Source organism: Burkholderia sp. BCC1972, from assembly GCF_905339605.1.
Lineage (GTDB): Bacteria > Pseudomonadota > Gammaproteobacteria > Burkholderiales > Burkholderiaceae > Burkholderia.
The window spans coordinates 66,644-88,071 of sequence record NZ_CAJPGH010000022.1 but is presented as its reverse complement, the minus strand read 5'-3'; the positions used below and the strand labels follow the sequence as shown (position 1 = coordinate 88,071).

At 66.0% G+C, this 21,428-nt stretch carries 22 protein-coding genes; 10 read left to right on the top strand and 12 right to left on the bottom strand.

The genetic code is table 11. The features are described 5' to 3' along the window. Positions 1 to 16: 16 nt before the first annotated feature. Positions 17 to 619: a MarC family protein gene (locus U5798_RS26960; protein ID WP_047899741.1), complete on the top strand. Its 603-nt coding sequence runs from the start codon at positions 17 to 19 to the stop codon at positions 617 to 619. 92 nt (positions 620 to 711) lie between these two features. Here the strand turns inward: U5798_RS26960 and U5798_RS26955 are convergent, their stop codons facing one another. Continuing rightward, positions 712 to 1,263, bottom strand: a complete 552-nt coding sequence (locus tag U5798_RS26955; RefSeq protein ID WP_124455326.1) for a hypoxanthine-guanine phosphoribosyltransferase — start codon at positions 1,261 to 1,263, stop codon at positions 712 to 714. A 94-nt stretch (positions 1,264 to 1,357) separates the two neighbouring features. Next, the gene (gene ffh, locus U5798_RS26950; protein ID WP_322083768.1) at positions 1,358 to 2,725 is read right to left on the bottom strand and encodes a signal recognition particle protein; all 1,368 of its coding nucleotides are present in this window, start codon (positions 2,723 to 2,725) and stop codon (positions 1,358 to 1,360) included. 89 nt (positions 2,726 to 2,814) lie between these two features. On the opposite strand from ffh, the gene U5798_RS26945 reads away from it, so the two are divergent. From U5798_RS26945 to U5798_RS26915, 7 genes are all read left to right on the top strand, one after another. Further along, positions 2,815 to 3,708, top strand: coding sequence for an inner membrane protein YpjD (locus U5798_RS26945; protein ID WP_059236271.1), 894 nt, complete (start codon positions 2,815 to 2,817; stop codon positions 3,706 to 3,708). Between the two features lie 13 nt (positions 3,709 to 3,721). Next, complete coding sequence (locus tag U5798_RS26940; protein WP_124455328.1) at positions 3,722 to 4,039, top strand: PP0621 family protein; 318 nt, start codon at positions 3,722 to 3,724, stop codon at positions 4,037 to 4,039. Beyond that, positions 4,036 to 4,626 (top strand): 1,6-anhydro-N-acetylmuramyl-L-alanine amidase AmpD, encoded by a 591-nt coding sequence (ampD, locus tag U5798_RS26935; protein WP_124455329.1) that lies wholly within the window; start codon positions 4,036 to 4,038, stop codon positions 4,624 to 4,626. Before U5798_RS26940 ends, ampD begins: the two co-directional genes overlap by 4 nt. A gap of 451 nt (positions 4,627 to 5,077) precedes the next feature. Continuing rightward, complete coding sequence (locus U5798_RS26930) at positions 5,078 to 8,074, top strand: ribonucleoside-diphosphate reductase subunit alpha (RefSeq protein ID WP_124455331.1); 2,997 nt, start codon at positions 5,078 to 5,080, stop codon at positions 8,072 to 8,074. Positions 8,075 to 8,439: 365 nt separating this feature from the next. Beyond that, positions 8,440 to 9,651 (top strand): ribonucleotide-diphosphate reductase subunit beta, encoded by a 1,212-nt coding sequence (locus U5798_RS26925; protein ID WP_014898151.1) that lies wholly within the window; start codon positions 8,440 to 8,442, stop codon positions 9,649 to 9,651. An 83-nt stretch (positions 9,652 to 9,734) separates the two neighbouring features. Next, positions 9,735 to 10,061: a hypothetical protein gene (locus tag U5798_RS26920; protein ID WP_124455333.1), complete on the top strand. Its 327-nt coding sequence runs from the start codon at positions 9,735 to 9,737 to the stop codon at positions 10,059 to 10,061. Between the two features lie 28 nt (positions 10,062 to 10,089). Further along, positions 10,090 to 10,740: a histone H1-like DNA-binding protein gene (locus U5798_RS26915; RefSeq protein ID WP_124455334.1), complete on the top strand. Its 651-nt coding sequence runs from the start codon at positions 10,090 to 10,092 to the stop codon at positions 10,738 to 10,740. Between the two features lie 214 nt (positions 10,741 to 10,954). Here U5798_RS26915 and U5798_RS26910 read toward each other — a convergent pair whose 3' ends face one another. The 10 genes from U5798_RS26910 to U5798_RS26865 all read right to left on the bottom strand — a co-directional run bounded on the left by U5798_RS26910 (position 10,955) and on the right by U5798_RS26865 (position 19,217). Continuing rightward, positions 10,955 to 11,428, bottom strand: coding sequence for a glycine zipper 2TM domain-containing protein (locus U5798_RS26910; protein WP_006476977.1), 474 nt, complete (start codon positions 11,426 to 11,428; stop codon positions 10,955 to 10,957). A gap of 19 nt (positions 11,429 to 11,447) precedes the next feature. Next, positions 11,448 to 12,386 carry a carbohydrate kinase family protein gene (locus tag U5798_RS26905; protein WP_124455335.1) on the bottom strand — a complete coding sequence of 313 codons (939 nt, stop codon included), beginning with the start codon at positions 12,384 to 12,386 and terminating at the stop codon, positions 11,448 to 11,450. An 85-nt stretch (positions 12,387 to 12,471) separates the two neighbouring features. Beyond that, positions 12,472 to 12,975 carry a thiol peroxidase gene (gene tpx, locus U5798_RS26900; protein ID WP_034182673.1) on the bottom strand — a complete coding sequence of 168 codons (504 nt, stop codon included), beginning with the start codon at positions 12,973 to 12,975 and terminating at the stop codon, positions 12,472 to 12,474. 71 nt (positions 12,976 to 13,046) lie between these two features. Then, positions 13,047 to 14,423 carry a DUF3426 domain-containing protein gene (locus U5798_RS26895; RefSeq protein WP_322083767.1) on the bottom strand — a complete coding sequence of 459 codons (1,377 nt, stop codon included), beginning with the start codon at positions 14,421 to 14,423 and terminating at the stop codon, positions 13,047 to 13,049. A gap of 45 nt (positions 14,424 to 14,468) precedes the next feature. Then, entirely contained in the window at positions 14,469 to 15,371 is a 903-nt protein-coding gene (gene prmA, locus U5798_RS26890) for a 50S ribosomal protein L11 methyltransferase (RefSeq protein ID WP_124455337.1), read from the bottom strand. A gap of 2 nt (positions 15,372 to 15,373) precedes the next feature. Continuing rightward, on the bottom strand, positions 15,374 to 16,741 hold the full coding sequence (gene accC / locus U5798_RS26885) for an acetyl-CoA carboxylase biotin carboxylase subunit (protein WP_124455338.1): 1,368 nt from the start codon (positions 16,739 to 16,741) through the stop codon (positions 15,374 to 15,376). An 85-nt stretch (positions 16,742 to 16,826) separates the two neighbouring features. Further along, positions 16,827 to 17,300: an acetyl-CoA carboxylase biotin carboxyl carrier protein gene (accB, locus tag U5798_RS26880; RefSeq protein ID WP_124455339.1), complete on the bottom strand. Its 474-nt coding sequence runs from the start codon at positions 17,298 to 17,300 to the stop codon at positions 16,827 to 16,829. 66 nt (positions 17,301 to 17,366) lie between these two features. Next, positions 17,367 to 17,819, bottom strand: a complete 453-nt coding sequence (aroQ, locus tag U5798_RS26875) for a type II 3-dehydroquinate dehydratase (protein ID WP_011350880.1) — start codon at positions 17,817 to 17,819, stop codon at positions 17,367 to 17,369. 194 nt (positions 17,820 to 18,013) lie between these two features. Further along, positions 18,014 to 18,565, bottom strand: coding sequence for a TlpA disulfide reductase family protein (locus U5798_RS26870; RefSeq protein ID WP_322083766.1), 552 nt, complete (start codon positions 18,563 to 18,565; stop codon positions 18,014 to 18,016). Positions 18,566 to 18,572: 7 nt separating this feature from the next. Continuing rightward, positions 18,573 to 19,217, bottom strand: a complete 645-nt coding sequence (locus U5798_RS26865; RefSeq protein WP_124455341.1) for a UDP-N-acetylmuramate--alanine ligase — start codon at positions 19,215 to 19,217, stop codon at positions 18,573 to 18,575. A 247-nt stretch (positions 19,218 to 19,464) separates the two neighbouring features. Between U5798_RS26865 and mpl the strand changes: the two genes are divergently transcribed. Both mpl and U5798_RS26855 read left to right on the top strand, forming a co-directional pair. Continuing rightward, the gene (mpl, locus tag U5798_RS26860) at positions 19,465 to 20,850 is read left to right on the top strand and encodes a UDP-N-acetylmuramate:L-alanyl-gamma-D-glutamyl-meso-diaminopimelate ligase (protein WP_322083765.1); all 1,386 of its coding nucleotides are present in this window, start codon (positions 19,465 to 19,467) and stop codon (positions 20,848 to 20,850) included. Beyond that, complete coding sequence (locus U5798_RS26855) at positions 20,847 to 21,416, top strand: YqiA/YcfP family alpha/beta fold hydrolase (RefSeq protein ID WP_043191364.1); 570 nt, start codon at positions 20,847 to 20,849, stop codon at positions 21,414 to 21,416. The genes mpl and U5798_RS26855 overlap by 4 nt, the downstream gene beginning before the upstream one ends. Positions 21,417 to 21,428 lie beyond the last annotated feature (12 nt).

Sequence of the window (21,428 nt, the reverse complement as noted above, 5' to 3'; positions counted from 1 at the left end):
GCGACCGGGGGACACGATGGAATACACGTTCCTGTCGGCCACCGTGCTCCTGGTGTTGATCACCGATCCGCTCGGCAACATCCCGCTGTTCATTACGGCGATGCGGGATGTGCCGCGCGAGCGGCGCGTGAAGCTGATCCTGCGTGAAGTGGGGATCGCGTTCGTGATCCTGCTGTTCTTCATGGTGGTCGGCGACCGCTTCCTGCGGATGATGAACCTCACCGACCTGTCGTTGCGGCTCGGCGGCGGGATCGTGCTGTTCCTGATCGCGCTGCGGATGATCTTCCCGCACCCGGACGGTGCGCTCGGCAGCGATCCGCGCGCGGGCGGCGAACCGTTCATCGTGCCGCTCGCGATTCCGGCGCTGGCCGGGCCGTCCGCGCTGGCGACGGTCATGCTGCTGACGTCGCAGGCGCCCGGCAAGATGCTCGAATGGGTCGGCGCGCTGACCGTCACGATGATCGTCTGCGCGATCACGCTGGTACTGGCCGAACGGATCCAGCAGTGGCTCGGCGAGCGGACGGTCGCGGCGTTCGAGCGGCTGATGGGCCTCGTGCTCGTCGCGATCTCGGTCGAGATGCTGCTGGCCGGCATCCGCGCGTTCGTGCACCAGCTATAAGGCGGGCATAAGGCAGGCGGCACGCGCACGAAAAAAGCGGCGCTTCGGGAAACCGGAGCGCCGCTTTTCTTATGGGGCGGGCAGGGCGGCGATCAGACCTGGGCGGTCAGCGCGCGGATCGTCGGCAGGTTGCGCCAGTAGCCCTTGGCGTCCATCCCGCAGCCGAACACGTAGCGGTCCGGCACCGAGAAGCCGCAGAAGTCGGGGTGCAGCGGCTTCGCCTTCGCGAGCGTCTTCTCGCACAGCACGGCCGACATGAAGCGCTTCGCGCCCATGTCCAGGATGCGGTCGCGGATCGCGGCCATCGTCTCGCCTTCATCGAGGATGTCGTCGAGCACGAGCACGATGCGGTCCTTCACCGATTCGCGCGGCGCGACGCGCCAGTGCATCTCCGGGCTGCCCTGCGTCGTGTTGCGGTAGCGGGTCAGGTGGATGTAGTCGAATTCGAGCGGGAAATCGAGATGCGGCAGCAGCATCCCGGTAAACACCGCGGCGCCGCCCATCACCGAGAGAACGAGCGGGAACGCGTCGCCGATCTCGGCGCGGATCGCGTCGGCCATCTTGGAGATCGACGCGTTGACGGCATCGGCCGACACGATCTCTTCGGAGTGGTTGAAAATGTGGAGGGCTTCTTCGCGGTTCATGTGTTCTGGCGGGCAGTCGGTATACAAATAAGAATGAAGCAGAACGGCGGGCGCGCGCTACAGCAAAAACCCGCGCGCCGGCCGACGGGCGGAATCAGCGCATGCCGGGCATCATGCCCTTCAGGCCGCGCATCATCTTCTGCATGTTGCCGCCCTTCAGCTTCTTCATCATCGTACGCATCTGGTCGTACTGGTTCAGCATCCGGTTGACTTCCTGCACCGGCACGCCCGCGCCGGCTGCAATGCGGCGCTTGCGCGTCGCCTTGATGATTTCGGGTTTCGCGCGCTCGGCGGGCGTCATCGAGCTGATGATGCCTTCCATCCGGCGGATCGACTTCTCGGCCTGGCCCATGTCGGCGCCGGCGGCCGCCTGCTGGAACTGCGCGGGGAGTTTATCCATCAGCGACGACAGGCCGCCCATGTTCTTCATCTGCGAGATCTGCGCGCGGAAATCGTTCAGGTCGAAGTCGCCGCCTTTCTTGACCTTGTCGGCGAGCTTCTGCGCGGCCTGCATGTCGACGCCGCGCTGGGCTTCCTCGACGAGCGCGAGGATGTCGCCCATGCCGAGGATCCGGTTCGCCATCCGGTCGGGGTGGAACACTTCCAGGCCGTCGAGCTTCTCGGCGACACCGACGAACTTGATCGGCTTGCCCGTGATGTGACGCACCGACAGTGCGGCACCGCCGCGCGAGTCGCCGTCGAGCTTGGTCAGCACGACGCCGGTGAGCGGCAGCGTGTCGTTGAACGCCTTCGCGGTATTGACCGCATCCTGGCCGAGCATCGCGTCGACGACGAACAGCGTTTCGGCGGGCTTCAGCGTGCCGTGCAGCGCGGCGATTTCCTGCATCATCGCCTCGTCGATACCGAGGCGGCCGGCCGTGTCGACGATCAGCACGTCATGGTAGTGGCGCTTCGCCCAGTCGACGGCCGCGACCGCGATGTCGACGGGCTTCTGGTCGGGCGTGGACGGGAAGAAGTCGGCGCCGACCTGTTCGCTCACCGTTTTCAGCTGCATGATCGCGGCCGGGCGATACACGTCGCACGACACCGTCAGCACCTTCTTCTTGTACTTCTCGCGCAGCAGCTTCGCGAGCTTGCCGGCGGTCGTGGTCTTGCCCGCGCCCTGCAGGCCGGCCATCAGGATCACGGCGGGCGGCGTGACCGCGAGGTTCAGCTCGGCGGCCTTGCCTTCGTAGTCGCCGCCGATCACGGCGGTCAGTTCCTTCTGGACCACGCCGACGAGCGCCTGGCCCGGCGACAGGCTGCTGATCACTTCTTCGCCGAGCGCCTTTTCCTTGACCTTGGCGATGAATTCGCGGACGACCGGCAGCGAGACGTCGGCCTCCAGCAGCGCGAGACGCACCTCGCGGAGCATCTCCTGGGTGTTCGCCTCGGTGAGCCGGGCTTCGCCGCGCAGCGTCTTGACGACGCGCGCCATCCGTTGGGTGAGATTGTCGAGCATGGGGAGCGTTGGACAGTGGGGCCCGAAGGCGCGGCGGAACCGAACAAAGGGAGCCGTCGCGGGAAGGGGGCCTAGTGTAAACTTCGAACATGGATATTGTACTGTATGCCCTCACCGCATTCCTGTACGGCGGCCTCGCCGTCGCAGGCTGGCGCACGCATCGCCAGGGCGCGACGCCGCTCGTCGCGAGCGTGCCGGCCGTGCCGGTTCCCGCGTCCGCCGCGTCCGGGATGAGCGGGGCCGGCCGCGCGCTGCTGTTCGCCGCGCTCGTCGCGCACGGCGTGCTGCTCCACATGACGATCTTTCCGAACGACTCGATGGTGTTCGGCTTCGCGTTCGCGCTGTCTGCGATGTTCTGGCTCGGCGCCGGCATCTACTGGATCGAGAGTTTCTTCTTCCCGCTCGACAGCCTGCGCCTGCTGGTCCTGCCGCTCGCGTGCGGCGCGTCGCTGCTGCCGCTCGTGTTCGGCGGCGTGCGGGTGCTTCCTTATGCCGCAGCGCCGCTGTTCAAGCTGCACTTCCTGATCGCGAACATCGCGTACGGCCTGTTCGCGATCGCCGCGCTGCATGCGGTCCTGATGCTGATGGTCGAGCGGCGGCTGCAGTCGCTGAGGAGCGGCGGGCGCGACGGCTCGACGGGCTGGATCGCGAGCTGGCTCGAAACGCTGCCGCCGCTGCTCACGCTCGAGAAGCTGCTGTTCCGCCTGATCGGTGCCGGCTTCGTGCTGCTCACGCTGACGCTCGCGTCGGGCATCCTGTTCAGCGAGCAGGTCGACGCGCGCGCGCTGCGCCTCGACCACAAGACCGTGTTCGCGATCCTGTCGTGGCTGATGTTCGGCGGCCTGCTGGTCGCGCGCAAGACGTCGGGCTGGCGCGGCCGCGGCGCCGCGCGCTGGGTGCTCGTGTCGTTCGCCGCGCTGCTGCTCGCGTATGTCGGCAGCCGGTTCGTTTTCGAGGTGCTGCTGCACCGTTCCGTGGTTTGAACGCAGGTTTCCGATGCGACAGATTCTTCTCCTGATCCTTCTCTTCTTCGCGGGTTCGTGGCTCGCGCGCAAGCTGCGCCAGGCGCAGGAGCACGCGCAGGCGCGCACCGGCCGCGGCGCCGGCTACGACGGCGCGCCCGGCGCCGGCGGTCCCGGCGCGGCCCGTCCGAACGGCGAAGCGCGCTCGCTGCCCGAGCCGATGGTGCGCTGTGCCGAATGCGGCGTGCATGCGCCGAAGGGCGATGCGATCGCCGCGGGCGGCGACTACTTCTGCAGCGCCGAGCACGCGCAGCGCCACGCCGCGCGCGCAAGCGGTCACGACGCGCGATGAGCGACGCGCCGGTGCTGTCGGTCGATGCGAACGGCTGGGTGCGCGAAGCGCGCCATGCGCCGTCGCCGAACTTCGAGGTGCGGCCCGCGGGTGCGGTGCCGACGCTCGTGGTCGTCCACAACATCAGCCTGCCGCCCGGTGAATTCGGCGGCGACGCGATCGAGTCGCTGTTCCTCAATCGCCTCGACTGCGATGCGCACCCTTATTACCAGAGCCACCTGCGCGGCGTGCGTGTCTCCGCGCACTTCCTGATCCGCCGCGGCGGCGAACTCGTGCAGTTCGTGTCGTGCGACGAGCGCGCATGGCACGCGGGTTCGTCCGAGTTCTTCGGCCGCACGCGCTGCAACGACTTCTCGATCGGCATCGAGCTCGAAGGCGCGGACGACGTGCCGTTCGACGACGCGCAATACGCGGTCCTGGCCGCGCTCTCCCGCACGCTCGCCGAGCACTATCCGGTCGACGCGTTCGCCGGGCACTCGGACGTCGCGCCGGGCCGCAAGACCGACCCCGGCCCGCACTTCGATTGGCAACGCTTCGCGAGCGATGCCGGGTTTTCCGCCGAATACTTTCCTTTCCGTCAGCACTGATCGCGGGGTTTTTTGAGCGGAGAAAGTTTTTTCTCCGACCAATGCCTTGTCGTGTCTGCGCGTGCGCGATGTCAAGACCTTCATCGCAAATTATCCGTTTTGACCTCGTCCGAATGTCCACTATACTTGGTGCCAGTTGAGTAGTTCTGTACTAGATATAGTGTGTGCCGCAGGGGAAACCCGAGCGGCACCGGCCGGCGGGCAACGCCGGCGGACAGGGTTCTCAGGGCGGCGCGCCAGGCCGGGCGGTCCGGGCGTCGCGATCAGCGCAGCGAACATCGACGGGGCAGGGTAGACATGACGAAGCACACGACCGGCCAGGTTGTCGCGCATCGACCGAACCGGCTTCCCCGGCGCATCGCTCGCCTCTTACCGCTCGCGCACCGCATTGCGCAGCGTTCGTTTTAATCCGCGGTTCTCTCCGCACCATCCAACACCAGGAGCTTTGCACATGCAAACCACCGACAACGCGACGTCCCAGTACGAGAGCGCCTCGAGCCGTCCGCTCGGCGGGACCGAACAGGGCGCGAAGGCGCTCGCGCCGCAGGCCACGTTCGCCGACTACAAGGTGATCCGCCGCAACGGCAGCGTGGTGTCGTTCGAACCTTCGAAGATCGCGATCGCGGTGACCAAGGCTTTCCTGGCCGTCAACGGCGGGCAGGGCGCGGCATCGGCACGCGTGCGCGAGCAAGTCGAACAGCTGACGCACAACGTCGTGCGCGCACTCGTGCGCAGCCGCCCGAACGGCGGTACGTTCCATATCGAAGACATCCAGGACCAGGTCGAACTCGCGCTGATGCGCGGCGGCGAGCACAACGTCGCGCGTGCGTACGTGCTGTACCGCGAGAAGCGCCACCTCGAGCGCCAGCATGCGGGCGAGGAAGCAGCGGCAGCGGGCGGCGAGGCGAGCACCGGCATCAACGTCGTCGACAACGGCGTCACGCGCCCGCTCGACCTGAACGCGCTGCGTGCGTTGATCGTGTCGGCATGCGACGGCCTCGGCGCTGCGGTTAACCCTGACCCGATCGTCGCGGAAACGGTGAAGAACCTGTACGACGGCGTGCCGATGAGCCAGGTCTACGACTCGGCGATCCTCGCAGCGCGCACGATGATCGAAAAGGATCCGGCATACAGCCAGGTCACGGCCCGCATCCTGCTGCACACGATCCGTCGCGAGATCCTCGGCGAGGAAGTCGTGCAGGCCGAGATGCCGGCCCGCTACGCCGAATACTTCCCGCAGTTCCTGAAGCGCGGCGTCGACGCCGGCCTGCTCGACGACAAGCTGCTGCAGTTCGACCTGAAGCGCCTCGGCGAAGCGCTCGACGCGAACCGCGACCTGCAGTTCGGCTACCTCGGCCTGCAGACGCTGTACGACCGCTACTTCCTGCACGTCGAAGGCGCGCGCATCGAAATGCCGCAGGCATTCTTCATGCGCGTCGCGATGGGCCTGTCTCTGAACGAGATCGACCGCGAAACGCGCGCGATCGAGTTCTACAACGTGCTGTCGAGCTTCGACTTCATGAGCTCGACGCCGACGCTGTTCAATTCGGGCACGCACCGCTCGCAGCTGTCGTCGTGCTACCTGACGACGGTCGCGGACGATCTCGACGGCATCTATGAAGCGCTGAAGGAAAACGCGCTGCTGTCGAAGTTCGCCGGCGGCCTCGGCAACGACTGGACGCGCGTGCGTGCACTCGGCTCGCATATCAAGGGCACGAACGGCAAGTCGCAAGGCGTGGTCCCGTTCCTGAAGGTCGTGAACGACACGGCCGTCGCGGTGAACCAGGGCGGCAAGCGCAAGGGCGCGGTCTGCGCGTACCTCGAATCGTGGCACCTCGACATCGAGGAGTTCCTCGAGCTGCGCAAGAACACCGGTGACGACCGTCGCCGTACGCACGACATGAACACGGCGAACTGGATTCCCGACCTGTTCATGAAGCGCGTGATGGAAGGCGGCGACTGGACGCTGTTCTCGCCGTCGACCTGTCCGGACCTGCACGACAAGTTCGGCGCCGATTTCGAGAAGGCTTACACGGCTTACGAAGACAAGGTCGCGCGCGGCGAGATCAAGCTGTTCAAGAAGGTCCCGGCGGCGCAGCTCTGGCGCAAGATGCTCGGCATGCTGTTCGAGACGGGCCACCCGTGGATCACGTTCAAGGATCCGTGCAACGTGCGCTCGCCGCAGCAGCACGTCGGCGTCGTCCACTCGTCGAACCTGTGCACGGAAATCACGCTGAACACGAGCGACACCGAAATCGCGGTGTGCAACCTCGGCTCGGTGAACCTGGTCGCCCACCTGGTGAAGCAGGCCGACGGCAGCTACGCGCTCGACCACGACAAGCTGAAGCGCACGATCAGCGTCGCGATGCGCATGCTCGACAACGTGATCGACATCAACTACTACGCGGTGCCGAAGGCGCGTAACTCGAACCTGAAGCACCGCCCGGTCGGCATGGGCATCATGGGCTTCCAGGACTGCCTGCACCTGCTGCGTACGCCGTACGCGTCGGAAGCGGCGGTCGAGTTCGCCGACCGTTCGATGGAAGCCGTCTGCTACTACGCGTACCACGCGTCGACCGAACTGGCCGAGGAGCGCGGCCGCTACTCGAGCTACCGCGGCTCGCTGTGGGATCGCGGCATCCTCCCGCAGGACACGCTGAAGCTGCTGGCCGAAGCGCGTGGCGGCTACGTCGAGGTCGACACGTCGGAATCGCTCGACTGGACGACGCTGCGTGCGCGGATCGCCACGCACGGCATGCGCAACTCGAACTGCGTCGCGATCGCGCCGACGGCGACGATCTCGAACATCATCGGCGTGTCGGCATGCATCGAGCCGACCTTCCAGAACCTGTACGTGAAGTCGAACCTGTCGGGCGAATTCACGGTGGTGAACGAGTACCTCGTTCGCGACCTGAAGGAACGCGGCCTGTGGGACGAAGTGATGGTCGCCGACCTGAAGTACTTCGACGGCATGCTGTCGCGCATCGACCGCATCCCGGCCGACCTGCGTGCGATCTACGCGACCGCGTTCGAAGTCGACCCGACGTGGCTGGTCGAAGCGGCATCGCGTCGCCAGAAGTGGATCGACCAGGCGCAGTCGCTGAACATCTACATGGGCGGCGCGTCGGGCAAGAAGCTCGACGAGGTCTACAAGCTCGCATGGCTGCGCGGCCTGAAGACGACCTACTACCTCCGCACGATGGCGGCGACGCACGTCGAGAAGTCGACGGTCGCACACGGCGCGCTGAACGCAGTGCCGACGGGTGGCGGCTCGAGCAGCGGCGGCGCGCAAGGCGCAGCCGGCGGCTTCGGCGCGGCAGGCGGTGCGGCATCGTCGTCGGGTGCAGTCGACGCGGCATCGGCGCTCGCGCCGGTCGAGGCCGACGGTCCGGTGTGCACGATGCGTCCGGGCGATCCGGGCTTCGACGAGTGCGAAGCGTGCCAGTAACGCAGTGCGCCTGACCTGAGAAGCAGGCAACGGCGGCGCACACGACGACCGATCGAGGTTGAAGTGTGCGCCGCTCTCAACTAAAAAAATGATAAGGAATCTGTAACGCGGCACCTGCGTTGCAGGCAGTGACAAGCGATCGAAACATCCCCGACGACGTCGCGTTTCGATCAGCGTTCGATGCGTCGAGCGCACCTCGCGATACAAGCGCGACTCACATCGCGCGCTGCATGAACGACGATGCGTTGCTCAAAGTGTTGTATCGAGGTCGCAACGCGAATCGAAAAAAGGATTTTTCGTGAGCGAACCCTTTTATCGCTCAGGAAAAGATGGTACAAACCGTTCTAAATTGATGGTGAGAATTTATGCTCAACTGGGATGACGAGAAGACTGCCGTAACCCCCGCGAGCGGAGCGCAGCAAAACGCGATGCGCACCTCCGCCGGGATGGCTGTCGGAATGCAGGCGGCAACGCCTGCCGCCCATCAGGTCCGTGACATTTTCGAAGGCGATCTTGCGGTGCCGCCGCAAGCATCGGCTGTTCCCGCCGGCGGTTCGGAAGCGCGGGTCAATGTCGCCGACAAGCGCATCATCAACGGCCAGACTGACGTCAATCAGCTGGTGCCGTTCAAGTACAAGTGGGCGTGGGAAAAGTATCTGGCCGGTTGCGCGAACCACTGGATGCCGCAGGAAATCAACATGTCCCGCGACATCGCACTGTGGAAGGACCCGAACGGTCTGACCGAGGACGAGCGCCGCATCGTGAAGCGCAACCTCGGCTTCTTCGTGACGGCCGATTCGCTCGCGGCGAACAACATCGTGCTCGGCACGTACCGCCACATCACGGCGCCCGAGTGCCGGCAGTTCCTGCTGCGCCAGGCGTTCGAGGAAGCGATCCACACGCACGCGTACCAATATATTGTCGAATCGCTCGGTCTCGACGAAGGCGAGATCTTCAACGCGTACCACGAGGTCACGTCGATCCGCGCGAAGGACGAATTCCTGATCCCGTTCATCCACACGCTGACGGATCCGGCCTTCAAGACCGGCACGCTCGAAGCGGACCAGAAGCTGCTGAAGTCGCTGATCGTGTTCGCCTGCATCATGGAAGGCCTGTTCTTCTATGTCGGGTTCACGCAGATCCTCGCACTCGGCCGCCAGAACAAGATGACGGGTGCTGCAGAGCAATATCAGTACATCCTGCGCGACGAGTCGATGCACTGCAATTTCGGCATCGACCTGATCAACCAGATCAAGCTCGAGAATCCGCATCTCTGGACCGCGGAATTCCGCGCCGAGATCCGCGAGCTGTTCAAGCAGGCTGTCGAACTCGAGTACCGCTACGCCGAGGACACGATGCCGCGCGGCGTGCTGGGCCTGAACGCGTCGATGTTCAAGAGCTATCTGCGCTTCATCAGCAACCGCCGTTGCCAGCAGATCGGCCTCGACCCGCTGTATCCGAACGAGGAAAACCCGTTCCCGTGGATGAGCGAGATGATCGACCTGAAGAAGGAACGCAACTTCTTCGAGACGCGTGTGATCGAGTATCAGACGGGGGGCGCGCTGTCCTGGGAATAACCCGCAGCAGCGAACCCGTCACATGATGTGAGCAGCCGGTGGCCTCTCGGCCCCGGCCCAAGGTTTAGGAGCAAGAACGCCTGATGCAAAGCATGCCCGGTGCCTTAACGGCCCAACGATACGACAGGCACTTTGCGAACCCTTCAGTGGGATGGGCAAACTTCCCTCCGGATAAAGCGGACGGCCGTGTGGCGGTCCGCTTGATCAAGCGATTAGGGGTAGCGGCGCGAGGTGCGCCGGCTACCGACTTGATTTGGCGCGCGAGGCCAAGTGGTCACGCGCGCCATACCGTATTCATTAGCGTAAGCGCGTGGTATCCGCGTACGCCGATGAATAGCCCGCTTCGAAGCGCACGTCCTGAACAGCGTCCGCGGGAAGCGGGTTTTGACGAAGGGTGTAGTTTGAACTGACTCTCATCTGAACCTGAAGGAGAACAACATGGCTACTGCCAAGAAGAAACCGGCTGCTAAGAAGGTTGCTGCCAAGAAGACCGTTGCGAAGAAGGCTGCTGCTCCGGCGAAGAAGGCCGCTGCAGTGAAGAAGGTCGCAGCGAAGAAAGTCGCCGTGAAGAAGGTTGCTGCGAAGAAGGCAGCACCGGCGAAGAAGGCAGCTGCAAAGAAGGTCGCAGCGAAGAAGGTCGCGGTGAAGAAGGTTGCTGCAAAGAAGGTCGCAGCGAAGAAAGTCGCGGTGAAGAAGGTTGCTGCAAAGAAGGCAGCACCGGCTAAGAAGGCCGCTGCGAAGAAGGTTGCAGCCAAGAAAGTCGCAGTGAAGAAGGTTGCTGCGAAGAAGGCAGCACCGGCGAAGAAGGCAGCTGCGAAGAAGGCTGCGCCTGCGAAGAAGGCTGCTGCGAAGAAGGCCGCGCCTGCGAAGAAGGCTGCCGCGAAGAAGGCTGCGCCTGCCAAGAAGGCTGCCCCTGCGAAGGCGGCTGCTGCTCCGGCGAAGAAGGCTGCTGCTCCGAAGAAGGCCGTCGTGAAGAAGGCTGCGCCGGCAACGACCGCGTCGACTGCATCGGTTGCGCCGGCATCGGGCGTGAAGACCGCGCTCAACCCGGCAGCTGCGTGGCCGTTCCCGACCGGCAGCCGTCCGTAATCTCGGCTGGCCAGCACCACCCGGACACTCACGTGGTGTCCGTGGGTTGAGTAGCGCTACTCAATCAGTCCCGCCATCTGGCTCAGGTGGCGGGATTTTTTTTCGTCCGGACTCACCGAACGGGAGGTTGCCGCGAGTCCGGACGAAAAAAAACGCATGTGCAGCTTCGCACATGCGTTCGACCGCGGCTTGCGCCGCGTGCTGAGGATGCCGGTTAGTGCGTGACGCGCGTGACGCCGCCGCTCGACAGCAGCCGCACGCGCTCGCCGGCGCGGAACGCTTCGCCGCTCGCTGCCTGCGTGATCGAGCGAAGATCGCCGTTGTCGAGGCGCACGGTGATTTCGACACCGTTCGCCGTGCTGAGGTTTTCGCCGACCGCGTTACCCGCGACCGCGCCGACGAGGCCGCCGGCGATTGCCGTCAGGATCGAGCCCTTGCCGCCGCCGATCGCACTGCCTGCGACCGCGCCGAGGGCGCCGCCGCCGAGCGTGCCGATCGCGCTGCCGCCGCCGTCGGACTGGATGCGTACCGCGCGGACGCTTTCGACCGTGCCCATGCGGACCGTCTGTTCGCGCTGCGCCTGGCCGACGCTATAGACATCGGCCGAACCGGGTGCCGTGAAGCAGCCGGCGAGCGTCAGCGTGGCCGTCAGCATGGCCGCGAGCGTGAGGGTTTTTTTCGTCAACATTTTTGCGCTCCCACAATATTCATTTGAGGCTGTAACCGAATGCAGTCTCGAAGCGCGCGTCGATTTCGGCGCGCGTCAGTGCGTAAGTCTGGGGCCCCTGGTGGGCGATCTTGATCGAGCCCATCAGGCTCGCGAGGCGCCCCGTGGTTGCCCAGTCGAGGCCATGCTCGATGCCGTACAGCAGGCCGCCGCGGAAGGCATCGCCACAGCCGGTCGGATCGGCGATACGCTCGGCCGGCACGACGGGAATCTGCTCCGTGCCCTGCTTGTGGCGGATGGTCGCGCCGTGCTCGCCACGCGTAATGACGAGAGCGTCGACCCGGCTGGCGATTTCATCTTCGGACCATCCCGTCTTGTCGCTCACCAGCTTGGCCTCGTAGTCGTTGACCGCTACATAGGTCGCAAGTTCAATGCTGCGGCGCAGCGTCGCACCGTCGAACAGCGGCAGACCCTGGCCCGGGTCGAACACGAACGGCACACCGGCCTTGGCGAGCTCTTCCACGTGCTGCACCATCCCGTCGAAGCCGTCCGGGCCGACGATCGCGAGCTTGATGTCCGGCGCGTCGCCCGCATGGTTCAGGTGCGACTGCATCATCGCGCCCGGGTGGAACGCGGTGATCTGGTTGTTGTCGAGATCGGTCGTGATCATCGCCTGCGCCGTATACGTTTCGGGCAACACGCGAACGTGGTCGCGGCGCAGGCCGAGCTGGTCGAGCCGGTCGAGATACGGCTGCGCGTCGAGCGCGCCCACCGTCCCCATCACGCGTGCGTCGCCGCCGAGCAGGTGAAGCGCGTACGCGATGTTGCCCGCGCAGCCGCCGAATTCGCGACGCATCGTCGGCACGAGGAAGCTCAGGTTGATGAGGTGCACCTGGTCGGGCAGGATGTGCTCGCGGAACCGCCCTTCGAAGGTCATGATGGAGTCGTAGGCGATCGAGCCGCAAATCAGCGTAGCCAAGGTGTGCGTTCCTGTAGAAATGAGGGACCCTGCGCGACAACGCCGCGCGAAGGGCGCGGCGCGGCAGGGGAAAGCGGTAGAAAGCTTACTTCAGTGCGGCGAGCGCTGCATCGTAGTTCGGCTCGTCCTTGATTTCGCCGACGAGTTCCGCGTGGATCACCTTGTCCTGCGCGTCGAGCACGACGACCGCGCGTGCGGTCAGGCCGTTCAGCGGGCCGCTCGTCACGTCGACGCCGTACGCGTTCGCGAACGCGCGGCCGGTGCGGAACGTCGAGGCCGTCACGACGTTGGCGAGGCCTTCGGTCGTGCAGAAGCGCGTGGCGGCGAACGGCAGGTCGGCGGACACGACCACCACGACCGTGTTGTCGAGCGACGACGCGGCTTCGTTGAACTTGCGGGTCGACGTCGCGCAGGTCGGCGTGTCGAGGCTCGGCACGATGTTCAGCACCTTGCGCTTGCCCGCGAAGCTGGCGAGCGACAGGTCGGCGAGGTCCTTGCCGACCAGCTTGAAATCGGCGGCTTGGGCGCCGACGGCCGGGAACGTGCCGGCGAGATCGATCGGGTTGCCACCCAGCGTAACTTTGCTCATGTTCGTGCTCCGAAATAGCGCGCCGGAGGCGCGCGGGTTGAGACGGGCGCGCATGCGCGCGCCGCGGCGCGTCACGGATAGAAGATCTGGACGCGGAAATTCGACGCAGGCTTGCCGTTCGTTTCGAGGCGGACGACCATCGTCTGCGTGGTGCCGGGCGGCAGCCCGGCGTCGATCGGCGTGCCCGGGCGCACGTAGTCGCGCGGCGCGAGCACGCGGCGCACGGTCACGTGATTGGTGTCGTCGAGCAGCGTGAGTTCGAGCGACGGGTACGCGAGCGCGACGCGGTAGCGGTTCGTCAGCGGCACCTTCAGTTCGAGCTCGCGCGGGCCGTCGAGCTGGCGCAGGTCGGTCGCGTCGAGCCTCAGCCCGTCGATCGCGCGCGGCGGCGTGACCGTGCAGCCGAGCGGCGCGCACGCCTGCCGGAACCAGCCCTGCGTGACGGGCCAGTAGATCATTAGCGTTTCGCGTTGCCACCACGCCAGTTGCGCGACGAGCAGCCCGACCAGCGCGGCCGCGACGAGGCCGCCGAAAAAGCCGCCGAGCATCCCGCGCTGCTGCGGCGCGCGCGTCTCGCGCGTGACCGCGAAGTGCGGGCGGTCGTCGTCGGTCAGTGCGGCCGGGAACGGGACGGCCGGTTGGACGACCGGTTGGGCGGCCGGCTCGGCTGCCGCTGCTGCGGACGCGGCGTTGTCATGCCGGGCGAACGCGTCGGGTTCGGATCCGGTTTCGGGTTCAGGTTCGGAGACGGCCGGTGCCGGCGTGAACGCGAAACGCGGCTCGCGCGGCGCGCGATCGTCGTCCGGCACGGGGAAGCGCGCGTGGCCGACGGGTTCGGCCGCATCGGGCGCTGCTTCCGGTTTCGGCGGAACGTGGGCGACGAAGCGCGGCTCGCGCGGGTCGTGCTCGACCGGCGCGGGCGATGCTTCGGTGTCGGTTTCCGTCTGCCGTGAATGCGGTTCGGCCGGATGCGCGACATCGGTCGATGTCGCATCGAGTTCGGTCGGGGCCGGGAAGGGCGCTGGCGTACCCGACAGGTGAACGATGCCGGCTTCCGTGGCTGGGAGTGCGAGCGGAATCAGCGGCCCGGTGCGGACGGTCTCGACGCTGTGCTGCAGCGACGGATCGACGCCGGCGTCGAGCCACGGCGCCCACATGTCCCAGCCTTCGGGCTTGTAATCGGACTCGGATGGCGACCCGGCCGGAGCGTCGGCGGTGAACAGCCGTGCGGGCGGGGCCTGATGGTGTGCGTGGGTGTCGTCCTGCGCAGCCGCCGCCTCGGTCAGTGCCGGTTCGGGCTGCTGCGCGTGCTCGGGAACGAGCGATTCGGACGCGTTGAAGACTTCGTGGCAATGGCCGCAGCGCACGAGCCCTTCATGCAGCGAGAGCTGTTCCTGCTGCAGCCGGAAGACGGTTTCGCAATGAGGGCAGCGCGTCGCAAGAAGCATGTCGAGCCGGGCGGCCTGCTGGCCAGAGTGAAGGACAGCGCTATTCTAATGGCTTTCGCGCCGGGTTCCGGCGAGGCATACCCAACCTTCGTGTTCGCGCCAGACCGAGATGTCGACGTAGCGCGCATAAACGGCCGCGACTTCGTCCGCCTGGCGCGCGAGCACGCCCGACAGCGCGATGCGCCCGCCCGGTTTGACCTTCGATGCGAGCATCGACGCCATCAGCTTCAGCGGGTTCGACAGGATGTTCGCGACGACGATGTCGAATTCGCCGTCCGGGCATGCGTCGGGCAGCCCGTACGTGACTTCCGCACGGTTGCGCTCGCTGTTCTGGCGCGCCGACTCGACGGCCTGCGGATCGATGTCGATGCCGATCACGGGGTTCGCCCCGCATTTCTTCGCGAGGATCGCGAGGATGCCCGAGCCGCAGCCGTAGTCGAGCACCGACTGGCCGGGCTTCACCGACTGCTCGAGCCACTCCATGCACAGGCGCGTAGTGGGGTGGCTGCCGGTGCCGAATGCGAGGCCCGGATCGAGTTCGAGGACGAGCGCGTCGGGATCGGGTGCATCGTGCCACGACGGCACGACCCAGATCCGCTCGCCGATCGGGATCGGCTCGAACTGCGATTGCGTGAGCCGCACCCAGTCCTGCTCCTCGACTTCGCGGACGACGAACGTCGGCGTGTCGGCGATGCCGATCTCGTTTGCAGCCGCGGCGAGCAGCACGGCCGGCTCATGGTCGGCCGACAGCAGCGCGACCACGCGCGAGTGCTGCCACGCGGTGCGGTCGGGCACGAGGCCCGGCTCGCCGAAGAGCGGCTGTTCGTCGGGCGTGTCGGCGTCGGCGTCCTCGACGGACACCGACAGCGCGCCGAGGTCGAGCAGTGCGTCGGACAGCGCCTCCGCATGCTCACGGGCCAGTTCGACGACGAGTTCGCGATAGCTCATGCTTACGCTTCTTCCGGTGCGACCTGCTGCTTTTGCGCGAGCCGGTTTTCGAGGTAGTGGATGCTGGTGCCGCCTTCGACGAACTTCGAGTCGATCATCAGCTCTCGGTGCAGCGGGATGTTGGTCTGGATGCCTTCGACGACCATTTCCGACAGCGCGATGCGCATCCGGCGGATCGCCTGCTCGCGCGTCGCGCCGTAGGTGATCAGCTTGCCGATCATCGAATCATAGTTCGGCGGCACGAAATAGCCATTGTAGGCATGCGAATCGACGCGCACGCCGGGGCCGCCCGGCGTATGCCACGACGTGATCCGGCCCGGCGACGGCGTGAACTTGAACGGATCTTCGGCGTTGATCCGGCATTCGATCGCATGTCCGCGGAACTGGATGTCGCGCTGGCGCAGCGTGAGCTTCTCGCCGGCCGCGATGCGGATCTGTTCCTGCACGATGTCGACGCCCGTGATCAGCTCCGATACCGGGTGCTCGACCTGCACGCGCGTGTTCATCTCGATGAAGTAGAACTCGCCGTTTTCGTACAGGAATTCGAACGTGCCCGCACCGAGGTAGCCCATCTTCTTGCATGCGTCGGCGCAGCGGTCGCCGATGCGGTCGATCAGGCGGCGCGGAATGCCGGGCGCCGGCGCTTCCTCGATCACCTTCTGGTGGCGGCGCTGCATCGAGCAATCGCGTTCGCCGAGCCAGATCGCGTTCTTGTACGCGTCCGACAGCACCTGGATCTCGATGTGGCGCGGGTTCTCGAGGAACTTCTCCATGTACACCTGCGGGTTGCCGAACGCACGGCCGGCTTCCTCGCGGGTCATGTTGACCGCGTTGACGAGCGCAGCCTCGGTGTGCACGACGCGCATCCCGCGCCCGCCACCGCCGCCTGCCGCCTTGATGATGACCGGATAGCCGATCGCGCGCGCAATCTTGACGATCTCCTTCGGATCGTCCGGCAACGCGCCTTCCGAGCCCGGCACGCACGGCACGCCGGTCTTGATCATCGTCTGCTTCGCGGTGACCTTGTCGCCCATCATCCGGATCGTTTCCGGGCGCGGGCCGATGAACGTGAAGCCGGACTGCTCGACGCGTTCCGCGAAATCGGCATTTTCCGACAGGAAGCCGTAGCCGGGGTGGATCGCTTCGGCGTCGGTGACTTCCGCGGCGCTGATCAGCGCCGGCATGTTCAGGTAGCTCAGGTTCGACGGGGCCGGGCCGATACAGACGGCTTCGTCCGCGAGGCGCACGTACTTGGCTTCCTTGTCGGCTTCCGAGTAGACGACCACCGTCTTGACGCCGAGCTCGCGGCACGCGCGCTGGATGCGCAGCGCGATTTCACCGCGGTTGGCAATGAGGATTTTTTCAAACATAGCGAGTATTCGTCTCTTCGAGGGGCGCGCGAACGGCGCCTGGCGAGCATCGGCGGCGCGCGGCCGGCAGGGCCGCGCGGCGGGCTTAGCCGATCACGAAAAGCGGCTGGCCGTATTCGACGGCCTGGCCGTTCTCGACGAGGATTTCCTTGATCACGCCGGCTTTGTCCGACTCGATCTCGTTGAGCAGCTTCATCGCTTCGATGATGCAGATCGTCTGGCCTTCCTTGACCGTGTCGCCGACCTGGACGAACGGGTCCGCGCCCGGCGACGGCGCGCGATAGAACGTGCCGACCATCGGCGACGTCACGACGTGGCCCTGCGGGACGGCCGGTGCGGCAGCGCCGCCTGCGGCCGGCGCGGCAGCGCCTTCGGCCGGCAGCGCGGCCGACGGAGCGGGCGCGCTGACTTGCGGGGCATACCCAGCCGTCGGCTGCACATAGACCGGCGGTGCGTTCTTGACGATGCGCACCTTGCCTTCGCCTTCCGTCACTTCCAGCTCGGAGATGCCGGATTCGGAAACGAGGTCGATCAGAGTTTTCAGCTTACGAAGATCCATCGGGAATTCCCCTTTCAATACGTGAAAGCGCCGGTTAGGGGCCGGCGCTGAATCTAGATCGCGAAATCAGCCGCGCGACGTGCCTTGCAGCTTGTCCAGCGCGTACTCGAGCGCGTACAGATAACCTTTCCAGCCGAGCCCGCAGATCACGCCTTCGGCCTGGTCGGAAAAGTAGGAGTGGTGCCTGAACGCTTCGCGGCGATGCACGTTCGACAGGTGAACCTCGACGAACGGGATGCCAACGCCGGCGATCGCGTCCCGGATCGCGACGCTCGTGTGCGTATACGCGGCCGGATTGATCAGGATGAAATCGGTCTGTTCCTCCCGCGCGGCCTGGATGCGGTCGACCAGCGCACCTTCATGGTTGCTCTGGAACGACGACAGCTCGGCGCCGGCTTCCCGGGCACGTGCGGCAAGCGCCTGATCGATCTGCGCGAGCGTGACGCGGCCGTACACCTCCGGTTCCCGGGTGCCGAGAAGGTTCAGGTTGGGGCCGTGCAGCACCAGCAATCGTGTCATGGTCGCTTCTATTTCTGCGGAATTGCGCGAACTTTAGCGCTATTTAGAGAAATTTGTCTAGTTTTGCCGAACGGCCGGGCGCGCCGGACCTGCAAGAATTACCGGCATGGGCGCAAAGTATCAGCGAATTCACGCGAAATTGCGGCGATCGACAGGCAAATCGCCGCCAACGTGCGGGCCGCCGTTCGGGCCGGTTACAGCGCGTCGAGCGTCTTTTTCAGCTCGGCCGGTTGGATTTGTCCCAATTTTGTCTCGCGAATCTTGCCGGTTTCGTCGATCACGACTGTAAACGGCAACGCGCCGGCGGTATTTCCAAAATTGCGGGCCAGATCGGCGCCCGCATAACCGCTGACGAAGACCGGATAGTCGACCTTCACTTTCTGCAGAAAGTTCTTCACGTTCTGCTCGGAATCGACGCCGATCCCGATGAAACGGATGCCTTTCTGCTTGTACTGGTGTGACAGCGCGACGAGCTCGGGCATCTCCTCGACGCACGGGCCGCACCACGACGCCCAGAAATTGACGACGACCTTCTGGCCCTTGAAGGCCGCGAGCGTGGCCGGCTTGCCGTCGGTGCCCGTCAACGACGACGCCCACAACTGGTCGACCGGGTTGCCGTGCACGGTGGGCGCGGCGACGGCGACGCCGTCGTCGGCACTGCCGCGGAACCAGTGGCCGGCGGTGAGCCCGCCGGCAACGGCGGCGGCCGCGACGACCGCGAGCGCCAACATGCGTTTCATCATCATCGTTGAATCATTCCGGTTCGGAAGGGGCCTTGCCTGCTTCGATCAGCGCGCGCAGCGCGGCGGCATCCGCACGGGCGACGCGGCCGCGCGCGTCGGCCTTGACCGCGCCGCGCAGGTCGTCGCTCGCATAGAGCGCGAGGTGGATGCCGATCGCATCCACGTCGCGCCGCGGGCGCCACAGGAAACTGAGCGTCTCGACGTCGGCGCGGCCCGCGAAGTGCCGCGTCTCCGACACGTCATACTGGACATTCTGGTTCAGCAGGTAGATGGCGACGTCCTTCGGGTTGTCGGTGAATGCCTGCAAATGGATATCCGAATGGGCGTTCGCGGTGCCGTTCAGCACGGCGCCCGTCACATAAGGATGGAACTCGGCGAGCCGGCGCATCCAGTCGAGCGCGATCTCGCGCAGGCGGCGCAGTTCGTCCGGCTGCGTGTCGCTCTGGAACAGTGCGAGGTACTCGCGCAGTTCTTCCTCGATCTGGTCGTTATCCGGCAGCCATTCGCCGGCAACGCGCGTATCGCCCAGCAACTGGCGCGCGGCCTTGCGTTTCGCGCCGGCGTAGTCGAGGCCGTCCTCCGCGATCAGGCGGGCGGCGGACTGGGCGATTTCCTCGCGGACGCGCCGCGGGTCGAGAAGGGATTTGCGAGACATGATCCGGCAATCATACTCGATCGCCGAAGCGCCAGAGCGCGGGTGCGGCGGGCTGCCGCCTGGCGTACGGGCGGCGTTCGCTCGCATCGTTCGGGCCGCCGGGCAGTGCAGGCCGTCAGTTACAATAGCCATCTTTGTGTCGCGGCAAAAGTCGTTGGCCAGGCGCCGGTCGCGCGGCCCGTCCGGCGCGCCGCACACGCATCCTTTCCGAATCGACGGCGCCCGGCGGCGCGAAAGCATTCACTCTATGCACATCCACATTCTTGGCATCTGCGGCACCTTCATGGGCGGTCTCGCCGTACTCGCGCGCGAGGCGGGCCACACGGTGACGGGTTGCGACGCGGGCGTCTATCCGCCGATGAGCACGCAGCTCGAGGCGCAGGGCATCACGCTGATCGAGGGCTACGGCGCCGAGCAGATCGACCTGAAACCGGACCTGTTCGTGATCGGCAACGTCGTCACACGCGGCAATCCGCTGATGGAGGCGATCCTCGATCGCGGCCTGCCGTACGTGTCGGGCCCGCAGTGGCTCGGCGAGCACGTACTGGCCGGCAAATGGGTGCTCGCGGTCGCGGGTACGCACGGCAAGACGACCACGTCGTCGATGCTTGCGTGGCTGCTCGAGGACGCGGGCCTGAACCCGGGTTTCCTGATCGGTGGCGTGCCGCTGAACTTCGGCATATCGGCGCGGCTCACCGATTCGAGCTTCTTCGTGATCGAGGCCGACGAATACGACACCGCGTTCTTCGACAAGCGCTCGAAGTTCGTCCACTACCGGCCGCGCACCGCGGTGCTGAACAACCTTGAATTCGATCACGCGGACATCTTCCCGGATCTCGCCGCGATCGAGACGCAATTCCACCACCTCGTGCGCACCGTGCCGGGCGTTGGCCGGATCGTGACGAACGGCCGCTCGGACGCACTCGAGCGCGTGCTGGCGCGCGGTTGCTGGAGCGAGGTCGAGCGCTTCGGCGTCGACGGCGGCTGGCAGGCGCTGCCGGCCGAGGACGGCGTGCCTGTCGACGAGCGCTTCGCGGTGTATTCGCAGGCCGAGCGCGTCGGCGAAGTCGCGTGGCAGGTGCAGGGCGATCACAACCGGATGAACGCGCTGGCAGCGATTGCCGCTGCACGCCATGTCGGCGTACCGCCCGCGCAGGCGGCCGTTTCGCTCGCGTCGTTCCGCAACGTGAAGCGCCGGATGGAAGTGCGCGGCAGCGTCGACGGCGTGACCGTCTACGACGATTTCGCGCACCATCCGACCGCGATCGAAACCACGATCGCCGGCCTTCGTGCACGCATCGGCCGCCAGAATGCCCGCATCCTCGCCGTGCTCGAGCCGCGCTCGAACACGATGAAGCTTGGCGTGATGAAGTCGCAATTGCCGGCGAGCCTCGCCGATGCCGATCTCGTGTTCGGCTACGGCGCACCGACCGGGCGCGACGCGCTCGGCTGGAATCTCGCCGAAGCGCTGGCGCCGCTCGGCGATCACGCGCGCGCGTTCGACGACCTGCACCTGCTGGTGAAGGGGGTGGTCGAGGCCGCGCGCCCGGGCGACCACGTGCTCGTGATGAGCAACGGCGGTTTCGGCGGCGTGCACCAGAAGCTGCTCGACGCGCTCGGGAGCCGCACGTGATCCTGTATCTGCACGGCTTCCGGTCGTCGCCGGAATCGCAGAAGTCGCGGCAGCTCGCCGCGCGCATGGCCGAACTCGGGCGCACCGACGAGTGGCGGTGCCCGTCGCTGTCGGTGTCGCCGCTGGAGGCGATCGCGGTCGCGGAAGCCGAGGTGGCCGGTGCGCGCGACGTCACCGTCGTCGGCAGCTCGCTCGGCGGCTATTACGCGACGTGGCTGGCCGAAAAGCACGGCTGGAAGGCCGTGCTGCTGAATCCGGCCATCGTGCCGCAGCGCGATCTCGAGCAGCACCTGGGCGAACAGCCGCTGTACCACGGCGGTGGCACGATCGTCGTCGAGCGTCGCCACCTGCATGAGCTCGATGCGCTGCGCGTGCCGGCGATCACGCGTGCCGAACGCTACTATCTGTTCGCGGCGACCGGCGACGAAGTGCTCGACTACCGCGAGATGCTGGCCCATTACCCAGGTGCGAAAACGCGCGTGATCGAAGGCAGCGATCACGGAATCAGCGAATTTGCCGACTATGTCGACGACGTTCTCGCCTTTTGCGACGGAAAGACGTCATAAACCGGCCGTGTG

Bases quoted from the DNA above. Each gene is read 5' to 3' on its own strand.
- U5798_RS26960 (WP_047899741.1), top strand. From the start codon at position 17: ATGGAATACACGTTCCTGTCGGCCACCGTGCTCCTGGTGTTGATCACC.
- U5798_RS26955 (WP_124455326.1), bottom strand. From the start codon at position 1,263: ATGAACCGCGAAGAAGCCCTCCACATTTTCAACCACTCCGAAGAGATC.
- ffh (WP_322083768.1), bottom strand. From the start codon at position 2,725: ATGCTCGACAATCTCACCCAACGGATGGCGCGCGTCGTCAAGACGCTG.
- U5798_RS26945 (WP_059236271.1), top strand. From the start codon at position 2,815: ATGGATATTGTACTGTATGCCCTCACCGCATTCCTGTACGGCGGCCTC.
- U5798_RS26940 (WP_124455328.1), top strand. From the start codon at position 3,722: ATGCGACAGATTCTTCTCCTGATCCTTCTCTTCTTCGCGGGTTCGTGG.
- ampD (WP_124455329.1), top strand. From the start codon at position 4,036: ATGAGCGACGCGCCGGTGCTGTCGGTCGATGCGAACGGCTGGGTGCGC.
- U5798_RS26930 (WP_124455331.1), top strand. From the start codon at position 5,078: ATGCAAACCACCGACAACGCGACGTCCCAGTACGAGAGCGCCTCGAGC.
- U5798_RS26925 (WP_014898151.1), top strand. From the start codon at position 8,440: ATGCTCAACTGGGATGACGAGAAGACTGCCGTAACCCCCGCGAGCGGA.
- U5798_RS26920 (WP_124455333.1), top strand. From the start codon at position 9,735: ATGCAAAGCATGCCCGGTGCCTTAACGGCCCAACGATACGACAGGCAC.
- U5798_RS26915 (WP_124455334.1), top strand. From the start codon at position 10,090: ATGGCTACTGCCAAGAAGAAACCGGCTGCTAAGAAGGTTGCTGCCAAG.
- U5798_RS26910 (WP_006476977.1), bottom strand. From the start codon at position 11,428: ATGTTGACGAAAAAAACCCTCACGCTCGCGGCCATGCTGACGGCCACG.
- tpx (WP_034182673.1), bottom strand. From the start codon at position 12,975: ATGAGCAAAGTTACGCTGGGTGGCAACCCGATCGATCTCGCCGGCACG.
- U5798_RS26895 (WP_322083767.1), bottom strand. From the start codon at position 14,423: ATGCTTCTTGCGACGCGCTGCCCTCATTGCGAAACCGTCTTCCGGCTG.
- prmA (WP_124455337.1), bottom strand. From the start codon at position 15,371: ATGAGCTATCGCGAACTCGTCGTCGAACTGGCCCGTGAGCATGCGGAG.
- accC (WP_124455338.1), bottom strand. From the start codon at position 16,741: ATGTTTGAAAAAATCCTCATTGCCAACCGCGGTGAAATCGCGCTGCGC.
- accB (WP_124455339.1), bottom strand. From the start codon at position 17,300: ATGGATCTTCGTAAGCTGAAAACTCTGATCGACCTCGTTTCCGAATCC.
- aroQ (WP_011350880.1), bottom strand. From the start codon at position 17,819: ATGACACGATTGCTGGTGCTGCACGGCCCCAACCTGAACCTTCTCGGC.
- U5798_RS26870 (WP_322083766.1), bottom strand. From the start codon at position 18,565: ATGATGATGAAACGCATGTTGGCGCTCGCGGTCGTCGCGGCCGCCGCC.
- U5798_RS26865 (WP_124455341.1), bottom strand. From the start codon at position 19,217: ATGTCTCGCAAATCCCTTCTCGACCCGCGGCGCGTCCGCGAGGAAATC.
- mpl (WP_322083765.1), top strand. From the start codon at position 19,465: ATGCACATCCACATTCTTGGCATCTGCGGCACCTTCATGGGCGGTCTC.